At 33.6% G+C, this 19,995-nt stretch carries 15 protein-coding genes; 13 read left to right on the forward strand and 2 right to left on the reverse strand.

The genetic code is table 11. The annotated features are described in order from the left end of the window. The first annotated feature begins 17 nt into the window (after positions 1-17). The 5 genes from CCC31_RS09980 (at position 18) to nagA (ending at position 4,726) form a co-directional block, all read left to right on the forward strand. Positions 18-914, forward strand: a complete 897-nt coding sequence (locus tag CCC31_RS09980; RefSeq protein ID WP_022087976.1) for a sugar ABC transporter permease — start codon at positions 18-20, stop codon at positions 912-914. A 14-nt stretch (positions 915-928) separates the two neighbouring features. After that, on the forward strand, positions 929-1,786 hold the full coding sequence (locus tag CCC31_RS09985) for a carbohydrate ABC transporter permease (RefSeq protein ID WP_022087977.1): 858 nt from the start codon (positions 929-931) through the stop codon (positions 1,784-1,786). 15 nt (positions 1,787-1,801) lie between these two features. Beyond that, positions 1,802-2,650: a response regulator gene (locus CCC31_RS09990; protein ID WP_022087978.1), complete on the forward strand. Its 849-nt coding sequence runs from the start codon at positions 1,802-1,804 to the stop codon at positions 2,648-2,650. Next, entirely contained in the window at positions 2,651-3,358 is a 708-nt protein-coding gene (gene nagB / locus CCC31_RS09995) for a glucosamine-6-phosphate deaminase (protein ID WP_022087979.1), read from the forward strand. It begins immediately after the preceding gene. Positions 3,359-3,490: 132 nt separating this feature from the next. Beyond that, positions 3,491-4,726: an N-acetylglucosamine-6-phosphate deacetylase gene (gene nagA, locus CCC31_RS10000; RefSeq protein ID WP_290851299.1), complete on the forward strand. Its 1,236-nt coding sequence runs from the start codon at positions 3,491-3,493 to the stop codon at positions 4,724-4,726. Between the two features lie 90 nt (positions 4,727-4,816). On the opposite strand, the gene CCC31_RS10005 is transcribed toward nagA, so the two are convergent. Then, positions 4,817-5,422, reverse strand: coding sequence for a Maf family protein (locus CCC31_RS10005; RefSeq protein ID WP_290851301.1), 606 nt, complete (start codon positions 5,420-5,422; stop codon positions 4,817-4,819). Between the two features lie 141 nt (positions 5,423-5,563). Here CCC31_RS10005 and CCC31_RS10010 point away from each other — a divergent pair, with 141 nt between their 5' ends. The 3 genes from CCC31_RS10010 to CCC31_RS10020 all read left to right on the forward strand — a co-directional run bounded on the left by CCC31_RS10010 (position 5,564) and on the right by CCC31_RS10020 (position 8,801). Then, the gene (locus CCC31_RS10010) at positions 5,564-6,361 is read left to right on the forward strand and encodes a Cof-type HAD-IIB family hydrolase (RefSeq protein ID WP_158574493.1); all 798 of its coding nucleotides are present in this window, start codon (positions 5,564-5,566) and stop codon (positions 6,359-6,361) included. A gap of 226 nt (positions 6,362-6,587) precedes the next feature. Next, complete coding sequence (locus CCC31_RS10015) at positions 6,588-8,381, forward strand: Na/Pi cotransporter family protein (RefSeq protein WP_022087983.1); 1,794 nt, start codon at positions 6,588-6,590, stop codon at positions 8,379-8,381. A gap of 63 nt (positions 8,382-8,444) precedes the next feature. Further along, complete coding sequence (locus CCC31_RS10020) at positions 8,445-8,801, forward strand: hypothetical protein (protein WP_022087984.1); 357 nt, start codon at positions 8,445-8,447, stop codon at positions 8,799-8,801. A 251-nt stretch (positions 8,802-9,052) separates the two neighbouring features. Here CCC31_RS10020 and CCC31_RS10025 read toward each other — a convergent pair whose 3' ends face one another. Then, positions 9,053-9,592, reverse strand: coding sequence for a TetR-like C-terminal domain-containing protein (locus tag CCC31_RS10025; protein WP_290851306.1), 540 nt, complete (start codon positions 9,590-9,592; stop codon positions 9,053-9,055). 180 nt (positions 9,593-9,772) lie between these two features. On the opposite strand from CCC31_RS10025, the gene mnmA reads away from it, so the two are divergent. From mnmA to lepB, 5 genes are all read left to right on the forward strand, one after another. Beyond that, positions 9,773-10,834: a tRNA 2-thiouridine(34) synthase MnmA gene (mnmA, locus tag CCC31_RS10030; RefSeq protein WP_290851308.1), complete on the forward strand. Its 1,062-nt coding sequence runs from the start codon at positions 9,773-9,775 to the stop codon at positions 10,832-10,834. Between the two features lie 313 nt (positions 10,835-11,147). Next, entirely contained in the window at positions 11,148-12,410 is a 1,263-nt protein-coding gene (gene rpoD / locus CCC31_RS10035) for an RNA polymerase sigma factor RpoD (RefSeq protein ID WP_243003041.1), read from the forward strand. 322 nt (positions 12,411-12,732) lie between these two features. Continuing rightward, positions 12,733-17,280, forward strand: a complete 4,548-nt coding sequence (gene gltB / locus CCC31_RS10040) for a glutamate synthase large subunit (protein WP_290851311.1) — start codon at positions 12,733-12,735, stop codon at positions 17,278-17,280. 233 nt (positions 17,281-17,513) lie between these two features. Continuing rightward, positions 17,514-18,998 (forward strand): glutamate synthase subunit beta, encoded by a 1,485-nt coding sequence (locus tag CCC31_RS10045; RefSeq protein ID WP_290851313.1) that lies wholly within the window; start codon positions 17,514-17,516, stop codon positions 18,996-18,998. A gap of 201 nt (positions 18,999-19,199) precedes the next feature. Further along, complete coding sequence (gene lepB, locus CCC31_RS10050) at positions 19,200-19,934, forward strand: signal peptidase I (protein WP_290851315.1); 735 nt, start codon at positions 19,200-19,202, stop codon at positions 19,932-19,934. Positions 19,935-19,995: the final 61 nt, after the last annotated feature.

The raw sequence follows: 19,995 nt of genomic DNA on the forward strand, positions 1-19,995 counted from the left end.
AAATAAGGAGATATAATATGGGTGCAAAAATATACCAAAACAAAAAATATATTGCATTTTTCTTAATACCGGCATTTGTTTTTATGTTGATATTTCTTTACTACCCATTCATACAAAACATAATTAACAGTTTTCAACATATAAAGTATATGGGGACGGCAGCTGACAAATGGAATGCTCCGTTTTACAAAAATTATCTTGAAATTTTCAAGGATCCGAAAATGTTAATAGCCTTGAAAAATACAGGAATTATGATTATAGCAACAATTGTTGGAGAAGTAGGACTGGCTATTGTTCTTTCATTGTTAGTAAGCAATATAAAGAAAGGTGCAGGATTTTTCAGAGTAGTATATTTTTTCCCAATTGTTATTTCAGCAACAGCCCTTGGCTTATTGTTTAACTTAGTTTTCCTTTATGATAAAGGAATGATAAATCAGCTTCTACAGCTTATTGGTGTTTTGGATGCAGGTAAAAATGAATTGATTGACTGGAAGGCAACACATCCGATGTTTACAATGCTTGTTCCGGTTATATGGCAATATGTTGGATTTTATTTCATAATTTTACTTACGGGATTAAGCGGAATACCGGAAGATTTATATGAAGCAGCAGAAATTGATGGAGCTTCAAAGCTTCAGCAGGTTAGATATGTAACGCTTCCATTATTAAGAAATAGTATTTGTACATGCGTAGTATTAGCAGTAACAGGAGCTTTAAAAGTATTCGATTTACCATGGACAATGTTTGTAAATGGTATGTCAAATACATGGTTAACAGGAACATACATGTACTCAAAAGTATATGTAGATGTTGACTACAGTTCGGCAATAGCAGTTGTTATTGTAATAATAGGTGTAGTATTGTCAGTTGTAGTAAATCAAATATTTAAGACAAATGACGATTATGATGTATAGAAGGGAGAAAAGACATGAAGAAGAAAAATTTTAAAATATCTTTGGTATTTGTATATACAATTCTTATTGTTTGGGCTCTTACGACAATTTTCCCTCTGCTATGGTCCATCATGAATTCGTTTAAAAATAAAAAGGCAATATACAATAATTCATTTGCATTGCCTGTTGGTAAACTGTTCTCATTAGATAATTATAAAGCAGTATTTGCCAACTATGACATTTTGAATGCATACAGGAACAGTTTTATTATATCTGGTACTGTTGCAGTAGTTGTTATTCTATTCTCCGGAATGGCAGCTTATATATTAACGAGGTATAAGTTCCCGGGCAAGGGAATTTTGGATGCCTTACTTTATGCAGGAATGATGTTCCCTATCTACTCCACCATCATTCCTGTATTAAGAATGATGACAGGTTGGGGAATTGTAAACACACCACATGTTTCATTAAATTTGTTATCAGTTATACTTCCGCAGATTGCAGGAAATATGTCATTTGCTATAATAGTACTCAGAAGTTACATGAGAGGGCTTCCGGTGGAACTGGAAGAGGCAGCGTATATGGAAGGCTGTAATATATTCCAGATTTATTTTAGAATAATCATGCCGCTATCAAAGCCATCATTTGTAACAGTTGGAATTTTTAGTTTCCTTTGGAGCTACAATGATTTGTTTACTCAGATGTTCTTCCTTAGAACAAAAGATAACTGGGCAATTACAATTCTTCTTAATAATATTGCTTCAAAAGAAGGTGTAAATTATGGTATGCTGTTCACATCAGTAACTTTGATTGTAATACCTATTTTAGTAGTATATATGGCATTACAGAAATACATTATTAAAGGTATGACAGTAGGTGCTGTTAAGGGATAATAAGGAGAGAGTTTTATGTATAAAGTAATTATCGTGGATGACGAGCCGATTATAGTAGAGGGGCTTAAATTAGGAATTGAATGGGCAAATTGGAATTGTGAAATTGCTGGTACAGCCAGCAATGGATTAGCAGGTTTAGAACTTATGAGAAAAATAAAACCTGACATTTTAATTTCAGATATATCAATGAATAATATGGACGGACTTGCAATGGTTGCAGCAATTAAGTCTGAGTATCCCGATATTGAAGTGTGTTTATTGACAGGATTTAGAAATTTTGAATATGCACAGCAGGCTATAAAGCTTGGAGTGACAAGATTTTTATTAAAACCGTCAAAGATAGATGAGTTAGAAGAAGCAATAAGTGCAATGACTAACAATCTTAAGCAGAAGGGAAATGATAGCAGCAATGCAGAAATTGATTCTATATGGAGCCGTTCAGATGAAGAAGAGAATTATATATATGAAACATTTATAAAAAATCATCCTGAATGTGATACTCCTGAAAAGGATAGATTAAAATGTACTGATGCTAACAATTTTATACTTAAAAACGCATTGAAATTTATATATGAACATTACAAATTGAAATTAAGTCTTTTAGATGTGGCTGAACAATGTTTTATAAGTAGCTGGCATTTAAGTAAGTTACTTAATCAGTACACAGGAAGAGGATTTTTTGAAATAGTTAACACAATAAGAATAGATAAGGCGAAAGATTTGTTAGAGAATAAAAATTATAAGATTCAGGATGTATCTGAACGCGTAGGTTTTCAGGATGTAACACACTTTTGCCGTATATTCAAAAGTTATGTAGGAAAATCTCCATCGGATTACAGAAATTATGGAGGGAAAGGAAAATAAATGCGTGTTATAGAAACACAGGATTATTATCATATGAGCAGAACTGCAGCAAATATTATTTCAGCTCAGATAATAATTAAGCCAAATAGTGTCATTGGGTTGGCAACGGGTTCTACACCAATAGGAACTTACGAACAGTTGATTCGCTGGTACGAGAAAGGTGATTTAGACTTTTCTAATGTTACTACAATTAATTTAGATGAATATAAAGGAATTGCTCCTGATAATGAACAGAGTTATAGATATTTTATGAACAAGCATTTGTTTGATCGTATCAATATTGATAAAAAGAATACATATGTGCCTGATGGTTTGGAAATGGATTCTGATAAAGCATGCTCAGATTATAATAGAATAATAAGAGAATCAGGAGGGGTTGATTTACAACTTTTAGGTCTTGGAAATAATGGACATATCGGATTTAACGAACCAGGTGAAGCATTTGAAAAAGAAACTCATTGCGTTAAATTGACAGAAAGTACTGTTAAGGCAAATTCAAGATTCTTTGATACTATCGATGAAGTACCTAAGGAAGCTTATACAATGGGAATTAAAGCCATAATGCAGGCTAAAAAGATTGTTGTTGTAGTAAGTGGTGAAGGTAAGGCAGAGATAGCTAAAAAAGCCTTCTTTGGACCGGTAACTCCAAAAGTACCGGCATCAGTATTACAGTTACATAACGATGTAACTGTAATTATGTGTAAATAAGTAGAATACTAAAACAAGTAAAAGCAATTACTAAAATAACTTTATTTAAACTTTCGGTTAAATTTCGTATTTTGGTAATTGCTTTGTGTTAATAAAGGATTAATTTTATAGAAAAGCAAAAGTGAGGGTTTTATGGAAATTATAAAGAATGGTAAGGTTTTTACAAAGAATTTTACATTTGAAAAGGCAGATATAATATTAGATAAAGGTGAAATTAAGGATATTATATATTTTGGAAATAATGGTGACAGTACAAATAATTCAAGTGATATTAGTGGTAGTACAGATGCAAATAACAATAAATCAGATAATAATTACACTAGAATTATCGATGCTAATGGCTTAATGGTAATTCCGGGGCTTGTAGACATCCATTTTCACGGATGTGTTGGCAGTGATTTTTGTGATGCAACACTTGAAGCTGTAGAAAAAATGGCAGAATATGAAAAAGAGCATGGAATAGCTGCCATTTGTCCGGCAACAATGACATTGCCAAAACAACGTCTTATGGAAATTTGCAGAAATGCAAAAGAATATAAGGATATTCAAATGAATACTAAGTCTTTGGAAAAAAATAATGAACAGGTAAATACTTCAGAAAAATTAAAGGCAAAGCTCGTAGGGATAAATCTTGAAGGCCCATTTATATCTCCGGACAGGGTAGGAGCTCAGAATCCTGAATATGTTCAGAAACCGGACGCAGAGATGTTACAAGAACTTATTGACGAATCAGGTAATATGGTAAAGCTTGTAACAATAGCACCTGAAAGAGAAGGCGCTATAGAGTGTATTTCAAAATTACACGATAAAGTCAGATTCTCAGTAGGACATACAATGGCAAATTATGATGAAGCAACATTGGCATATGAAAGCGGAGCAAAACATGCAACACATTTATATAATGCAATGACAGGATTAAATCATAGAAATCCGGGCGTTGTAGGTGCAGCAAGGGATGCCAAAAATGTTACAGCAGAATTGATTTGCGATGGCGTACATATTCATCCTTCAGTTGTAAGAGCAACATTTTCAATGTTTGGAAGTGACAGAGTGATACTTATAAGTGATAGCATGAGAGCCTGTGGAATGCCTGATGGTGAATCGGAGTTAGGTGGTCAGGTTGTTATAAAGAAAGGAAATGAGGCAAGACTTGTTACAGGAGAATTGGCAGGAAGCGTAACAAATGTTTACGACTGTATGGTTAAGGCCATAGAATTTGGAATCCCTATAGCAGATGCGATTAAAGCAGCAACTTATAATCCGGCAAAGGCAATAGGAGTTCTTGATGAATTTGGAACTATAGAAATAGGCAAAAAACCGGGATTTGTATTGGTTAATGAAGACTTTTCAATAAATCAGGTTTTATAATAAGTATAATAAGAACTCTTCACAAACTGTATGTACCTTCTTTACCGGACAAAAATGTCCGGAATTCTGGGTACATATCAGTTGAACAAGTTAACACAAGTCTGAAAAATTATTGATTTCATGATATAAGCGCGAAATAGGAAGACCTACTACGTTGTTGTAATCGCCATTTATTTTCTCAATATGAATTGCAAATGGTCCCTGAATTCCATATGCTCCGGCTTTATCAAAAGAATCTTTTGTATTAATATAACTGTTTATTTCATCGTCAGTCATAGGGCATACATGTACATCTGTTTTTTCATAAAAAAATTTAACTTTCGGAGATGAATTTCCGGATGTGTAATGAAGTAAGGTTACGCCTGTATAAACCTGATGCGTTTTATTCTGTAATTTCTTTAACATACGAAATGCATCATCATAATCAGATGGTTTTCCCATGATTTCATCATCGCAAAAGACGACAGTATCAGCTCCAATAATTAAAGTGTCGTTCTCCAATAAAGAAAGGGAATTTGCAACGCCAAAAGCTTTGATAGATGAAAGTTCCATGGAAACGTCAAAAGGAGCAGTTTTAGTTGTGATTTCAGGAGTGTCAGAAGTAACAATTTTAAAGTCATACCCTGCCTGCTTCATTAGTTCCATACGTCTTGGCGATTTAGATGCCAAAATAATATCTGTATTTGTAATATTCATATCAATTAATTCTCCTAAATATTTAAATTCATAATAGAGTATACAACAAAATAGTGTAAATAAATATAGTTATATGTTAACATCATAGTGTAAACAAAACTTACAAAAATGTTAATAAAATTTAATTATGGAGAGAAACATATGAATAAATTTAAGGGATATCTTATTTGCACGGATTGCGATGGAACATTGACAGACAATGAAGGAAAAGTATCAGATGCAAATGCAGAGGCTATTAAATATTTTGAAGAAGAGGGTGGATTATTTACATTAGCTACAGGCAGATTTCCTCATTTTGCAAATAATTTTAAAGATAAATTTAAGGTTAATGCACCAATAGTATCCTTAAATGGTGCGGTACTCTATGATATTAACGCAGAGAAAATGTTAAATTCATGGAAAATGGAGAAAGAGCGTTTTGCTAAAGTTTTAAGATATGTAAATGAAGAATGGCCACAAATATGGGAAATATGGACAAGTGGAAACATATATGAAAGTGTAGGTTATAAGCCGGCAGAACATAAGTATGATGAAAATAGTTTGGAAGAATATATAACAAAGCTTCCGGATTATTTATATAAAAATCTGTTTATTCAACCTGCTGATGTAACAAAAAAATTGCAGGAGCAGTTAAAAATAAGATTTGGGGATAAATTCAGATTTGATTTAAGCTGGCCCGAAGGAATAGAAATGCAGTCGATAGACAGTGGAAAAGGAATTGCAATAAAATATTTGAAAGAACATTTAGGAAAAGAAAATGGAAATACTATTCATACTACAATCGGAATTGGAGATAATGAAAATGATATAAATATGATTGAATGTTCTGATATTGGATATGCAGTAGGTAATGCAGTAAAAGAATTGAAAGAAAAGGCTGACAGAATTACAGTTGCAAACACTGAGGATGCTATAGCAAAGATAATTTCACAACTTTAAATAACATTAAAATTTTTATTGAAAAAAGTATGTGTATTCGTTATTATGGACTATGGATATGTAAATTATATGTAAAAATCAAGGAAAAAATAAGAAAAAATGAAGTAAAATATCTATTTTCCATAGGAAACAAAATGGACAAAGTTCATTATATATAAGTGTTTCCGACGATTAGCCACCGACCAAAGGGAGGGGGCAATACATAGTGTGCAAGGAGAAAGTAATTATGGACTATGTACTTTTAGTATTAGAGTTACTTGGTGGCGTAGGACTGTTTTTGTATGGAATGAGTCTTATGGGTTCATCTCTTGAAAAGTTAGCAGGTGGAAGTCTTGAAAAGATTTTGGAAAAGCTGACAACAGGAAAGAGCAAAAGAACAGGACAGATTAAAGGTTGGGGCCTTGGAACAGGGGTAACTGCCATTATTCAGAGCTCAGCGGCAACTACACTTATGCTTATCGGATTTGTAAATGCCGGAATTATGAAATTAGGACAGGCTATTCCGGTAGTATTTGGTGCCAATGTTGGTAGTACAGCGACAGCTATTATTTTAAGTTTAGGAGATGTTGGTGATAATCTTTTAATTTTAAAATTAGTTAAGCCTAAATATTTAGCATGCGTGTTATTGGTTGTAGGTGCTTTTATTATTCTTTTCTCTAAGAAAAAGAAATTAAAAGATACAGCGGGAATTTTAGTTGGTCTTGGCATACTTTTTACAGGTATGACAACAATGGAATCTGTGTTTAGCAGTAATGCACAGATTACAGCAGCTATTGAGCATATGTTTGGAACAATAAGTAATCCATTACTTGCATTTTTAATAGGTATGGTACTTACGGCAATTATTCAGAGCTCATCTGCTTCAGTAGGTATTTTACAGGCACTTTCCGCTACAGGAGTAGTAACATATGGAACTGCAATTCCTATTATTATCGGTCAGAACATTGGTAAATGTGTTGCTATTATTTTAGGTGGAATCGGTGCAAATAAAAAAGCAAAAAGAGTTTCTCTTAGCTATTTATTGTTTAATATTATAGGTGCATTTTCATTTATGGTTATATTCTGTGTATGTAAAGAAGCATTTGGTTTAGCAATATTTGGAGAAACTGTAAACAGAAGTAAGATTGCTATTATCCATGTAGGATTTAACCTTGTTACAAGTTTAGTTTTACTTCCATTTGCAGATAAAGTAGGTGATTTGACAGGAAAGATTGTTGGAAATGAAGAAGAGTCTCTTATGGATAAAGAACTTGGAACACTTGATCCAATGTTATTAAAAACACCTACAGTAGCTTTAAAGCAGAGTAAAGAAGTTATGTGGGCAATGACGGATGCAATATCAAATAACTATAAGATTGCATGCGAGCTCATTAAACATTTTGATATTAAGTTATTAGATGAAGCAAGAAAAAATGAAGACTTTATTGATAAATGTGAAAGCGTTTTAAGTTCATACATTTTAAAGATAGATGCAAAACAGCTTCATGGAGATGGAAAAAGAGTCGTATCTGAATTATTAAATTCAGTTGGAGATTTGGAAAGAATAGGTGATCACTGTATAAATATTTCATTCCTTATGGAAGAAATGAATGAAAGAAAAGCTCATTTTTCTGATAAGGGGTTAAAAGAAGTTGAGGTCTTAGTAGATGCAATAGAATCTATTATTAATACAACATTCCAGGCATTTAAAGAAGATGATGAAATATCAGTTATCAGAGTAGAGCCAATGGTTAAGATAATTTCAAGATTAAAAAATATGATAAAAGACAATCATATTTCAAGATTGGAAAACGGACAATGTAGCATAGAAGCAGGTATTACTTTATTAGATTTACTTACTAATTTTGAGAGAATTGCCAGCCACTGTGAAAATATAGCTTTGCATATTACTAAGAGGGTAAATAAAGAATTGCATTTAGATGATATGCATGGACATATGATGGACAAACATAGTGAGGAATATAAGGGACTTTACTTATATTACAAGTCTCAGTATGTAGATAAAATTGAAAATGAATAATAATATTGACATATGGTATGGATGATGTTTAAATTAAACTATCTGTACTAAGGGGTGGTATTTATGTCAAAGAAAAAAAGTATAATTATAGTAGGAATTGTGGCAGTTATTTTAGCAGTAGTTTTGATTGTTGTGTTACATCCTTCAGGCACCGGAAAAGATGCTGAGAATAAGATGGAAGTGACAACAACTAATTATCAGACAGATGAGGCAGATGACAACAATTCAATGGATAACGAATCAGCTGAAGGCGAAACGAATTATTGGGATTCAGTAGACATGATAGAAGATGGCAATGCAGCTGATAACGAAGGTAATAACGAAAATACAGCAGATGAACAGGTAAGTGGCGACTCAGAAGAATATCCGGGACAGGATGATGGATGGTCACCAATTGTACCGGCTGATGATGTAAATTAAATTATTTTAGTTAATTGTGGGGATATACGGGGTGAAAAATAAATTATGATTTGAAGGAAAAATTAATTAGGCCTCAGTGTATTTAAGAAAATTATATTTATGGTTTTATAAGTGAATTTTCTGATACCAACAGAGAAGATGATGAAGAACTGATTGCGATAAAAAGATAAAAAAGATGAACACAAATAAGTTACGTTTAGTGATAACGAATTTGTGTTCATTTTTTATGTTTATCAAAAATTTTTCATATATTACTTAGAAGAATCTTCTATGAGTCTTGTGATAATATCATGGACTGTGTTGTATACAAATACAGCCATTTCTTCAGGTGGTGTAATGCAATCAGAAAAAATCCATGTTTTAAGCATTCCAATACAACCGCTTCTTAAAAACGAATAAACATATTCAGGGGCGATTGATTTGTTAAAACAATATATAAGATTAATCTGTTTTCTTACCTTACTTTCGATTACGTCTTCCATACGTTGTATAAAAAATGCATCGCCGTGATATCCCATTAAAGCTTTTAATGAATCTCTGTTTGCTTCAAAAACAGAAATCAGGTCAGTTACAAAACTGTAACTTTGAGCTCTCGATAATGAAGGATAGGAATCAAGTACCTTCTGAATCTGGGAAATAATGTCGTTTTCCATTTCTTGTAATAGGTCAAATATATCCGTATAATGCAGATAAAAAGTTGAACGGTTTATATTTGCAAGAACAACAAGATTTTTAATTGTAATATCATTAATATTCTGTTTTATCATCATTTGCGCAAGCGTTTTCTTCAAAGCTTCCCTTGTGCGCTGACTACGTTTATCTATTTTAATATTCATGCATAATATTAGTCATTACATATGGTATAATGGCCTTTCCTTTACTTGAAGTTATTTACAAAAATATTATAATAGAGGATAAGAAAAAAGACAACATGATGTCTATAAAAATAAGAAATATTTAAGAGGTCAAAAATGAAAAATAAAACAGTTGTAGTAGGGTTATCAGGGGGAGTTGACTCATCGGTTACGGCATATTTATTAAAGAAACAGGGTTACAATGTAATTGGCGTTACAATGCAGGTGTGGCAGAAAGATATTCCTGAAAGTGGAGAAACAGGAATAGCAGAAGTGGAAGACGCAAGGAAAGTGGCGGCGTATTTGGGTATTCCTCATTATGTGCTTAATTTTAATGAAGAATTTCATAAAAATGTTATAGAATATTTTGTTAAAACTTATAATGACGGAAAGACACCTAATCCTTGTGTGGTATGCAACAGATATGTAAAATGGCAGGCTTTAAGGGAAAAGGCAGGAAATTTAGGAGCGGATTATATTGCAACAGGTCATTATGCAAAGATAGAAAAATTAGAAAATGGAAGGTATGCAATTAAAAATTCAAAAACGGCAAAAAAAGACCAGACATATGCATTACATTTACTGACTCAGGAACAGTTAGAACATACAATTATGCCTCTTGGCATCTATGAAAAAGATGAAGTGCGAAAGATTGCTGAAAGAGTAGGAATTCCTGTTGCACATAAAAAAGACAGTCAGGATATGTGCTTTATTCCCGATGGAAAATATGCAAATTTTATATACAAAGAAACAGGAAAAAGGGCAATACCGGGAGATATTGTGACAATGGATGGAGAAGTTGTTGGAAAACATAAAGGAATTATTTTTTATACAGTCGGACAGCGAAAAGGTTTGAAATTGCAAAATAAAAATATGTATGTTTGTGAAATCAATGCCAATAAGAATCAGATTGTGGTATGCGACAATGAATCCCTGTTTAAAAAGATAGTAGTTGCGCACAATGTTAATATGATGGCAAAGGAAAGTATTAGTGGAAAACAAAGAGCATTTGCGAAAATAAGATATAACCATGAAGGGGCAGACTGTACTGTGTGGATGGAAGATGAAAAATTGTATTGTGAATTTGACAAACCTCAAAGAGCAGTGACCCCGGGACAATCTTTAGTTGTGTATCAGGATGGATATGTACTTTGCGGAGGAGAAATTATTTCAGAATAAAATATGTTGGAATCAAAAGCACCAACTTTGATGTTTACGGATTGTTCCGTGCTACGCATTCCAATAATCCTACCAAATATTCATAATAAGTAGACAGTAATTATGCAATATCTACTCATTGATACAAATTTGCGTATTTTTTTACAAAATATTTAAAAATAATGTTGACGGATTTTAAACATATGCGTATAATTGTAAGTTGAATAACCAACACTTAATGTGGATAGGTCTATCTCGACGAAGAGAGTTTTTATATATTTATGAGTTCATGATTAGTCGGAGTTATTCAAATTCAAAGAAAGGGATTGCTGTAGTGAAGAAGAAAGACTTTACAGAAAAACTGACAGAATTAGTAGAACTTGGCAAGAAGAATGGTGGAGTGGTTACAACTGCTGATGTTGATAACATGTTTCAGGGGATGCCACTTACAGGCGAACGTAAAGATGCTATTGCCGAGTATATAATTGAAAATGGATTGACAATTAAAACAGGTGATTCAGACGGAAAGTCAGAAACAAAGAAATTAACAAAGAAGACAAGTGTGAAAACTGATGTGGAAGCGGTAGATGATACTGATAATGAAGAGGTGGATAATGCAGAAGAAACTGCATCTGATGCAGAACCAACAGAAGCAGATTTGACACTTGCAGCAGAAGGCCCTATTGATTTAGAACCTACAGATGACGATTTTGAAGATGAAGAAGAAATTGTTGAATTAGATAATGTTGGTTTACTTGAAGGTGTCGGAACAGAAGACCCTGTTAGAATGTACTTAAAAGAAATAGGTACAGTTCCATTGTTAACTGCAGAAGAAGAACTTGAACTTGCCAAACGTAAATCAGAAGGCGATCCTGTTGCTAAAGACAAATTAATAGAAGCTAATTTACGTCTTGTTGTTAGTATTGCTAAGAGATACACAGGAAGAGGTATGAGTTTCCTTGATTTAGTACAGGAGGGCAATTTAGGACTCATAAAAGGTGTTGAAAAATTTGATTACGAAAAAGGATATAAGCTGAGTACATATGCTACATGGTGGATTAGACAGTCTGTAACAAGAGCACTTGCAGACCACGCAAGAACAATCCGTGTACCTGTTCATATGGTTGAGACAATTAACAGAATGTCAAAGATGCAGCGTAAATTAACTTTAGAGTTAGGTTACGAGCCATCAACTCAGGAATTAGCCAATGCATTAGATATAACAGAAGAAAAAGTTTTAGAGATAATGCAGATAGCAAGAGAGCCTGCATCATTAGAAACACCTATCGGTGAAGAAGATGATTCTAACTTAGGAGATTTTGTTGCAGACAACAATACAGTTACTCCGGAAGCTAACATTGAATCAGTTATGCTTAGAGAACACATTGATGTATTACTTGAAGATTTGAAAGAACGTGAAAAGGAAGTTATTATCTTAAGATTTGGCTTAAGAGACGGACATCCAAGAACTCTTGAAGAAGTTGGAAAGGAATTCAATGTTACAAGAGAGCGTATCAGACAGATTGAAGCTAAGGCATTAAGAAAGTTAAGAAATCCTGTTAGAAGTAAGAAGATTAAGGATTTCCTTAATAGTTAATAAATAAAAATTCTTCCGTGCATAAAGAAAAGCATTTTTGCATGGAAGAATTTTTTTATAAAAGGCTTTCTAAAGTAAACCAAATGGTTAAATTAGTTAAGACAAACTAAGTTAAGGCACATACTTAAAATAGAGAAAGTAAAAAAAATAAAAAAATATGTATTTTTTACTTAATTTTACTTGATTTTGTCATAAAAATAGTTTATAAAATTAAGTAAATAAAAAAGTAAGCATAAAGGTACAAAGGCGTACTTCAGTGTTGCTATGCAACTGAGGCAGTCCTTTGTACCTTTTTTATATTCTAACTATCAGGAGGGATACGATGAATCAAAACGAATTATTTGAGAAAGCAAAAAAAGATGGCTTATACGATGAAAGATTTGAACATGATAACTGTGGTATTGGTGCAGTTGTAAACATTAAAGGTATCAAATCTCATGAAACAGTAGAAAATGCTTTAAAGATAGTAGAAAATCTTGAGCATAGAGCAGGTAAGGACGCAGAAGGAAAGACTGGTGACGGAGTTGGTATTTTGTTACAGATTTCACATAAGTTCTTTAAGAAAGCTACAAAAAATTTAGGATTTGACATTGGAAATGAAAGAGAATACGGAGTTGGAATGTTCTTTATGTCTCAGGACGAACTTGTCCGTAAGCGTGAAATGAAAATGCTTGAAATAATAGTTGAGAAAGAAGGACTTGAATTCTTAGGATGGAGAGAAGTACCAACACATCCTGAAATTTTAGGAACTAAGGCAGTTGAATGCATGCCATACATTATGCAGTGCTTCATAAAGAAACCTGAAGATGTAGAAAAAGGATTACCTTTTGATAGAAAATTATACATTGTAAGAAGAGTATTTTCACACAGCAGTGTTGGAACATATACAGTTTCAATGTCAAGTAGAACAATAGTATACAAAGGTATGTTCTTAGTTGGAGAACTTAGAATGTTTTTTGATGATTTACAGAGTAAAGATTTTGAATCAGCTATAGCAATGGTTCATTCAAGATTCTCAACTAACACAAATCCAAGTTGGAAGAGAGCTCATCCAAATAGATTTATTGTTCATAATGGAGAAATAAATACAATTCGTGGAAATGCAGATAACATGCTTGCAAGAGAAGAATCAATGGATAGTGAATATATGAAAAATTCTATTCAGAAAGTTATGCCTGTAGTAGATACAAATGGTTCTGACTCAGCAATGCTTGATAATACATTAGAATTCTTAGTAATGAATGGAGTAGATTTGCCTCTTGCAGTAATGATGTGTATTCCTGAACCATGGGAAAATAACAACACAATTTCACAGAGCAAAAAAGACTTCTATCAGTATTATGCAACAATGATGGAACCATGGGATGGACCGGCATCTATCCTTTTCTCAGATGGAGATTACATGGGAGCAATCCTTGATAGAAACGGACTAAGACCATCAAGATATTATATTACAGATGATGACCAGTTGATTCTTTCATCAGAAGTAGGTGTTCTTGAAATTGACCCTGCAAAAATAGTAGTAAAAGATAGACTTCGTCCGGGACGTATGCTTCTTGTAGATACTGTAAATGGAAAATTAATTGATGATGATGAATTAAAAGAAGAATATGCAACAAGAAAACCATATGGTGAATGGTTAAATAACAATCTTGTATATTTGAAAGATATAAAGATTCCAAATAAAAAAGTTGAATCATATACAAAGGAAGAAAGACAGAGATTACAGAAAAACTTTGGATACACTTATGAAGACTTAAAGAAGATAATTCCAATGGCAAATAACGGAGCAGAAGGAATTAGTGCAATGGGTAAAGATACACCAATAGCAGTACTTAGTGAAGCAAAGAATCCATTATACAATTACTTTAAGCAGTTATTTGCTCAGGTAACAAATCCACCTATTGATGCAATCAGAGAAGAAATAGTTACATCAACTTCTGTTTATATAGGTAAAGACGGAAATATCTTAGAAGAAAAACCTGAAAACTGTAAGGTATTAAAAATTCATAATCCAATTCTTACAAGTACAGATTTACTTAAGATTGAAAATATGAATGTAGATGGATTTAAGGCTGCAAAGGTTCCAATCGTATATTACAAAGGAATTGCATTAGAGAAAGCTATTGAACAGGTATTCGTAGATGTAGATAAAGCGCATAAGGATGGAGCAAATATCATAATACTTTCAGACAGAGGTGTAGATGAATATCATGTACAGATACCGGCACTTTTAGCTGTATCAGCAGTACATCAGCATCTTGTAAAAACAAAGAAAAGAACAACACTTTCACTTATTCTTGAAAGTGGTGAACCAAGAGACGTACATCATTTTGCAACATTACTTGGTTATGGTGCAAGTGCAATCAATCCTTATTTGGCACATGATACAATCAAACAGATGGTTGATGAAAATATGATTGATAAAGACCCATACGCAGCAATTGATGATTATAACGATGCGATACTTCATGGAATAGTTAAGATAGCATCTAAGATGGGTATTTCAACAATTCAGTCATATCAGGGATCACAGATTTTTGAAGCAATCGGAATTAGTAGTGAAGTAATTGATAAATATTTTACAGGAACTGTAAGCAGAGTAGAGGGTATCACAATGCGTGATATTGAAGAAAATGTTGAAGAACTTCATTCAAAAGCATTTGATCCATTAGGACTTGATGTCGACCTTACTCTTGAAAGTTCAGGCTCTCATAAATTAAGAAGTGGAAAAGAAGAGCATAAATATAATCCACAGACAATTCATACTCTTCAAATGGCAACATGGACAGGAAACTATGATTTATTTAAACAGTATACGCATATGATTGACGAGGAAATGAGTCCGGTACATTTAAGAGGATTAATTGACTTTAAATATCCTGAAAATGGTGGAATCCCAATTGATGAAGTAGAAAGTGTTGATTCAATTGTAAAGAGATTTAAGACAGGAGCAATGTCATATGGTTCAATTTCTCAGGAAGCACATGAAACAATGGCAATTGCAATGAATATGATTGGCGGAAAATCAAATTCAGGTGAAGGTGGAGAAGCTCCTGAACGTTTAGTTGTTGGAAAAGACGGACTTAACAAATGTTCAAAGATTAAGCAGGTTGCTTCAGGACGTTTTGGTGTTACATCAAGATATCTTGTAAGTGCAGAAGAAATTCAGATTAAAATGGCACAGGGTGCTAAACCTGGTGAAGGTGGACACTTGCCTGGAAAGAAAGTTTATCCTTGGATTGCAAAAACAAGATATTCAACACCGGGTGTAAGCTTAATTTCACCACCACCTCATCATGATATTTATTCAATTGAGGATTTGGCACAGTTGATTTATGATTTGAAAAATGCAAACAGAGATTCAAGAATTTCAGTTAAATTAGTTTCAGAAGCAGGTGTTGGTACTGTAGCAGCAGGTGTTGCAAAAGCAGGAGCGCAGGTAATTCTTATTTCAGGATTTGATGGTGGTACAGGTGCAGCTCCGGGAAATTCAATTTACAATGCAGGTCTTCCTTGGGAACTTGGATTAGCAGAAGCACATCAGACATTGATTGCAAATGGTCTAAGAAATAAAGTTATTGTTGAAACAGATGGTAAGTTAATGAGTGGACGTGATGTAGCAATTGCTGCAATGCTTGGTGCAGAAGAATACGGATTTGCGACAGCCCCATTAGTAACAATGGGATGCGTAATGATGAGGGTATGCAACCTTGATACATGTCCTGTTGGTGTGGCAACACAGAATCCTGAACTTAGAAAGAGATTCAAAGGAAAACCTGAATATGTGGTAAACTTTATGAAGTTTATAGCTCAGGAATTAAGAGAATACATGGCAAAACTTGGCGTTAGAACAGTAGATGAATTAGTTGGTAGAGCTGATTTATTAAAGGTAAAAGAAAATGTTACAGCAGGTCATGCACCTGAAGTAAATCTTGATAAGATAATCAATGCTGATTTTGCAAATGAAAGAGTTCAGTACAACAAGAAAAATGTATATGACTTTAAGTTAGACCAGACAAAAGACGTAACTGTATTATTGAAAAAATTAGGCAAGGCTTTAGATGCTAAAAAGGCAGCAAGTGTTGAAGTTGATGTAAATAACTTAGACAGATCATTTGGTACAATATTCGGTTCAGAAATTACAAAGAAATATAACGATACATTAGATGACGATATGTACGTTGTAAAATGTAACGGTGCCGGTGGACAGAGCTTTGGTGCATTTATTCCTAAAGGATTAACCATAGAACTTACAGGTGATAGCAATGATTATCTTGGTAAAGGGTTATCAGGTGGAAAGATTGTTGTTAAACCACCTAAGGAATCTAAGTTTAAACAGGATGAAAATATCATTATCGGTAATGTTGCTTTATATGGTGCTACAAGTGGAAGTGCATATATAAACGGTGTAGCAGGAGAACGTTTCTGTGTAAGAAATTCAGGTGCTACAGCAGTTGTAGAAGGTGTTGGAGAACACGGATGTGAATACATGACAGGCGGACGTGTAGTAATTATCGGTAAAGTAGGTAAGAACTTCGCAGCAGGTATGAGCGGCGGTGTTGCTTATGTACTTGATGAAAACAACGATTTATATATGAAAACAAATAAAGAGTTAGTATCTACAGAAGAGTTGTCAAATAAATATGATGTTCAGGAATTAAAGAAAACGCTTGAAGAACATGTTAAATATACAAACTCAGTACGAGGAAAAGAAATACTTGAAAACTTTGAAGAATATCTTCCAAAATTCAAGAAAATCATTCCTTACGATTATAAGAAGATATTAAATGCCATTGCAAAAATGGAAGAAAAAGGATTAAATCCGGAACAGGCACAAATCGAAGCATTTTATGCGGCAACAAGATAGGACAAGCAATAAATAATTACTACGCCGGCAGGACGTTTACGTACTGCCGAAGGAAGTAATTATTTATTATTTGCGTAGCAAAGCGAGTGAGATGAAGCAGCGAAGGCTGCGGAATCGAACTGCATGTCCTATCGGTTAGAGGTAGGAAAGCAAAGCGAGTGAGATGAAGCAGCGAAGGCTGCGGAATCGAACTGCATGTATGGAAGAAATTTAAATGAAGAGGAGAAAGAAAAATGGGAAAACCAACAGGATTTTTAGAATATGAACGTGAAGATGCACCGGCTTATTCACCAAAAGAAAGAATAAAAAACTTTAATGAATTTCATGAACCATTATCATTTGAAAAACAAAGATGCCAGGCTGCCAGATGTATGGATTGCGGAGTTCCGTTTTGTCAGTCAGGTAAGATGTTAGCAGGCATGGCATCAGGTTGTCCCCTAAATAACCTTATACCTGAATGGAATGACCTTTTATATCATGGAAATATGGAACAGGCTTATAATCGTTTGCACAAAACAAACAATTTTCCTGAATTTACATCAAGAGTATGTCCTGCTTTATGTGAAAAGGCATGTACCTGTGGATTGAATGGAAATCCGGTTTCATGTAGAGCAAATGAAAATACAATTATTGAAAATGCATATGCTAAGGGCTTTGCGGCAGCAAAAGCTCCATCAATGAGAACAGGAAAAAAGGTTGCGGTTATCGGTTCAGGCCCTTCGGGACTTGCAGCAGCCGACCAGCTTAATAAACGTGGACATAATGTTACAGTATTTGAACGTGCAGACAGAGTTGGTGGATTACTTATGTATGGAATTCCAAATATGAAACTTGAAAAGCATATTATTGATAGAAAAATCAATATTATGAAAGAAGAAGGCGTTGAATTTGTAACAGGTAAAGATATTGGAAAAGATATAAAGGCAGATATGATATTAAAAGAATATGACAGGGTAATTCTTGCGTGCGGAGCTACAAATCCAAGAGATATTAAGGCTACAGGAAGAGATGCAAATGGAATTTATTTTGCAGTAGATTTCTTAAAATCAACAACAAAGAGTTTGCTTGATAACGGACTTAAAGAAGGAACCTTTATTTCTGCAAAAGGTAAAGATGTAATTGTCATCGGTGGTGGTGATACAGGAAATGACTGCGTAGGTACATGTATCCGTCACGGAGCAAAAAGTGTATTACAGTTAGAAATGATGCCAAAAGCACCGGATGAAAGAGCAGCAAATAACCCATGGCCTGAATGGCCAAAAGTCTGCAAGACAGATTATGGTCAGGAAGAAGCAATTGCTGTATTTGGACATGACCCAAGAGTTTACCAGACAACAGTCAAAGAATTTAAGAAAGACAAAAATGGAAATCTTGAAAAAGTTATTTTAGTTAAATTAGAGTCAAAGAAAGATGAAAAGACGGGAAGATTTAACATGGTGGAGATACCGGGAAGTGAGTACGAAGTAAAGGCTCAGCTCGTATTAATAGCAGCAGGATTTCTCGGTAGTCAGGATTACGTAACAAAGGCATTTGGTGTTGCTGTAAATGAAAGAACAAATGTTAAGACAGCACCTGAAAGTTATCAGACAAATGTTGAAAAAGTATTTACTGCAGGAGATATGCATAGAGGCCAGTCATTAGTTGTATGGGCAATTCATGAAGGCCGTGAAGCAGCAAAGGCTGTTGATAAAAGTCTTATGGGATATACGAATTTATAAAAAATAGGGTTGCAAAAAGCAGCCCTATTTTTATGTAAATTTTTCACAAATGTTAATAAGAAATATTCAAGTTCACAAAAACTTAATGCAAGTTTACAAAGAGTTAAAGGAGGAAGTCTTGCACATCATTGTTTTTGTGGATATAATGAATAAGAATTTAGGGGAAGAGAAAATAACTTTTTTCTTCGGAAAGGAAATGACATGAGTGAAAATATAAATGAAAATATGACTGAGAAAGAGGCTAAGAAGGCAGAAGAACTGAAGAAAAAAGAATTGGAGAGGGCAAAGTATCAGGAACAGTTAAATGACCCGAATTTGACTAAGAAAGAAAAGAAAAAGATAAAAAGAAAACTAGAAGAATTAGAACCATTTGACTTGAAGAAAGAAGTTTTCAGTTGGATTAGAATATTTATTGCGGCAGTTGTAATTGCATTTTTAGTAAATAATTTTGTAATAATTAATGCAAATGTACCAAGTGGTTCAATGGAAACAACAATTATGACTAAAGATAGAATGCTTGGTAACAGACTGGCATATAAAACAGGCGACATAAAGCGTGGAGATATTGTAATTTTTAAATTCCCGGATGATGAAAGTCAGTTATTTGTAAAGAGAGTAATCGGTTTGCCTGGTGATAAGGTTGTAATTAAAGAAGGAAAAATTTACATAAATGATTCAGAAGAACCATTAGAAGAAGATTATTTGCCTGAGGAATGGACAGTAGGAAATGATGCAAGTAATCTTCCTGATGGAAAGAACGAATACAATGTGCCGGAGGGAAGTTATTTCTTAATGGGGGATAATAGAAATATTTCAAATGATGCAAGATACTGGAATAACACTTATGTAAAGAAAGAGAAAATAATTGCAAAAGCAATGTGCGTTTATTTCCCATTTAATCATATGCATGCTTTAGAATCAGCGGAATATAATTAGAAAAATACAGAAAAATAATAAAAAGAGTTTCGTATGTATCAGTTTAAAACAGATGTAAAAT

This window comes from Eubacterium sp. LMAG:50 (assembly GCF_008680265.1).
GTDB classification, from domain to species: Bacteria; Bacillota; Clostridia; order Lachnospirales; family Lachnospiraceae; genus Eubacterium_U; species Eubacterium_U album.

What these genes read in the sequence shown, in the direction of transcription:
- CCC31_RS10020 (WP_022087984.1), top strand. Translation starts at nt 8,445, where the DNA reads ATGTCAAAGAAAAAAAGTATAATTATAGTAGGAATTGTGGCAGTTATT.
- mnmA (WP_290851308.1), top strand. Translation starts at nt 9,773, where the DNA reads ATGAAAAATAAAACAGTTGTAGTAGGGTTATCAGGGGGAGTTGACTCA.
- CCC31_RS10015 (WP_022087983.1), top strand. Translation starts at nt 6,588, where the DNA reads ATGGACTATGTACTTTTAGTATTAGAGTTACTTGGTGGCGTAGGACTG.
- nagA (WP_290851299.1), top strand. Translation starts at nt 3,491, where the DNA reads ATGGAAATTATAAAGAATGGTAAGGTTTTTACAAAGAATTTTACATTT.
- CCC31_RS10045 (WP_290851313.1), top strand. Translation starts at nt 17,514, where the DNA reads ATGGGAAAACCAACAGGATTTTTAGAATATGAACGTGAAGATGCACCG.
- CCC31_RS10010 (WP_158574493.1), top strand. Translation starts at nt 5,564, where the DNA reads ATGAATAAATTTAAGGGATATCTTATTTGCACGGATTGCGATGGAACA.
- CCC31_RS09990 (WP_022087978.1), top strand. Translation starts at nt 1,802, where the DNA reads ATGTATAAAGTAATTATCGTGGATGACGAGCCGATTATAGTAGAGGGG.
- CCC31_RS09980 (WP_022087976.1), top strand. Translation starts at nt 18, where the DNA reads ATGGGTGCAAAAATATACCAAAACAAAAAATATATTGCATTTTTCTTA.
- CCC31_RS09985 (WP_022087977.1), top strand. Translation starts at nt 929, where the DNA reads ATGAAGAAGAAAAATTTTAAAATATCTTTGGTATTTGTATATACAATT.
- CCC31_RS10005 (WP_290851301.1), bottom strand. Translation starts at nt 5,422, where the DNA reads ATGAATATTACAAATACAGATATTATTTTGGCATCTAAATCGCCAAGA.
- gltB (WP_290851311.1), top strand. Translation starts at nt 12,733, where the DNA reads ATGAATCAAAACGAATTATTTGAGAAAGCAAAAAAAGATGGCTTATAC.
- lepB (WP_290851315.1), top strand. Translation starts at nt 19,200, where the DNA reads ATGAGTGAAAATATAAATGAAAATATGACTGAGAAAGAGGCTAAGAAG.
- nagB (WP_022087979.1), top strand. Translation starts at nt 2,651, where the DNA reads ATGCGTGTTATAGAAACACAGGATTATTATCATATGAGCAGAACTGCA.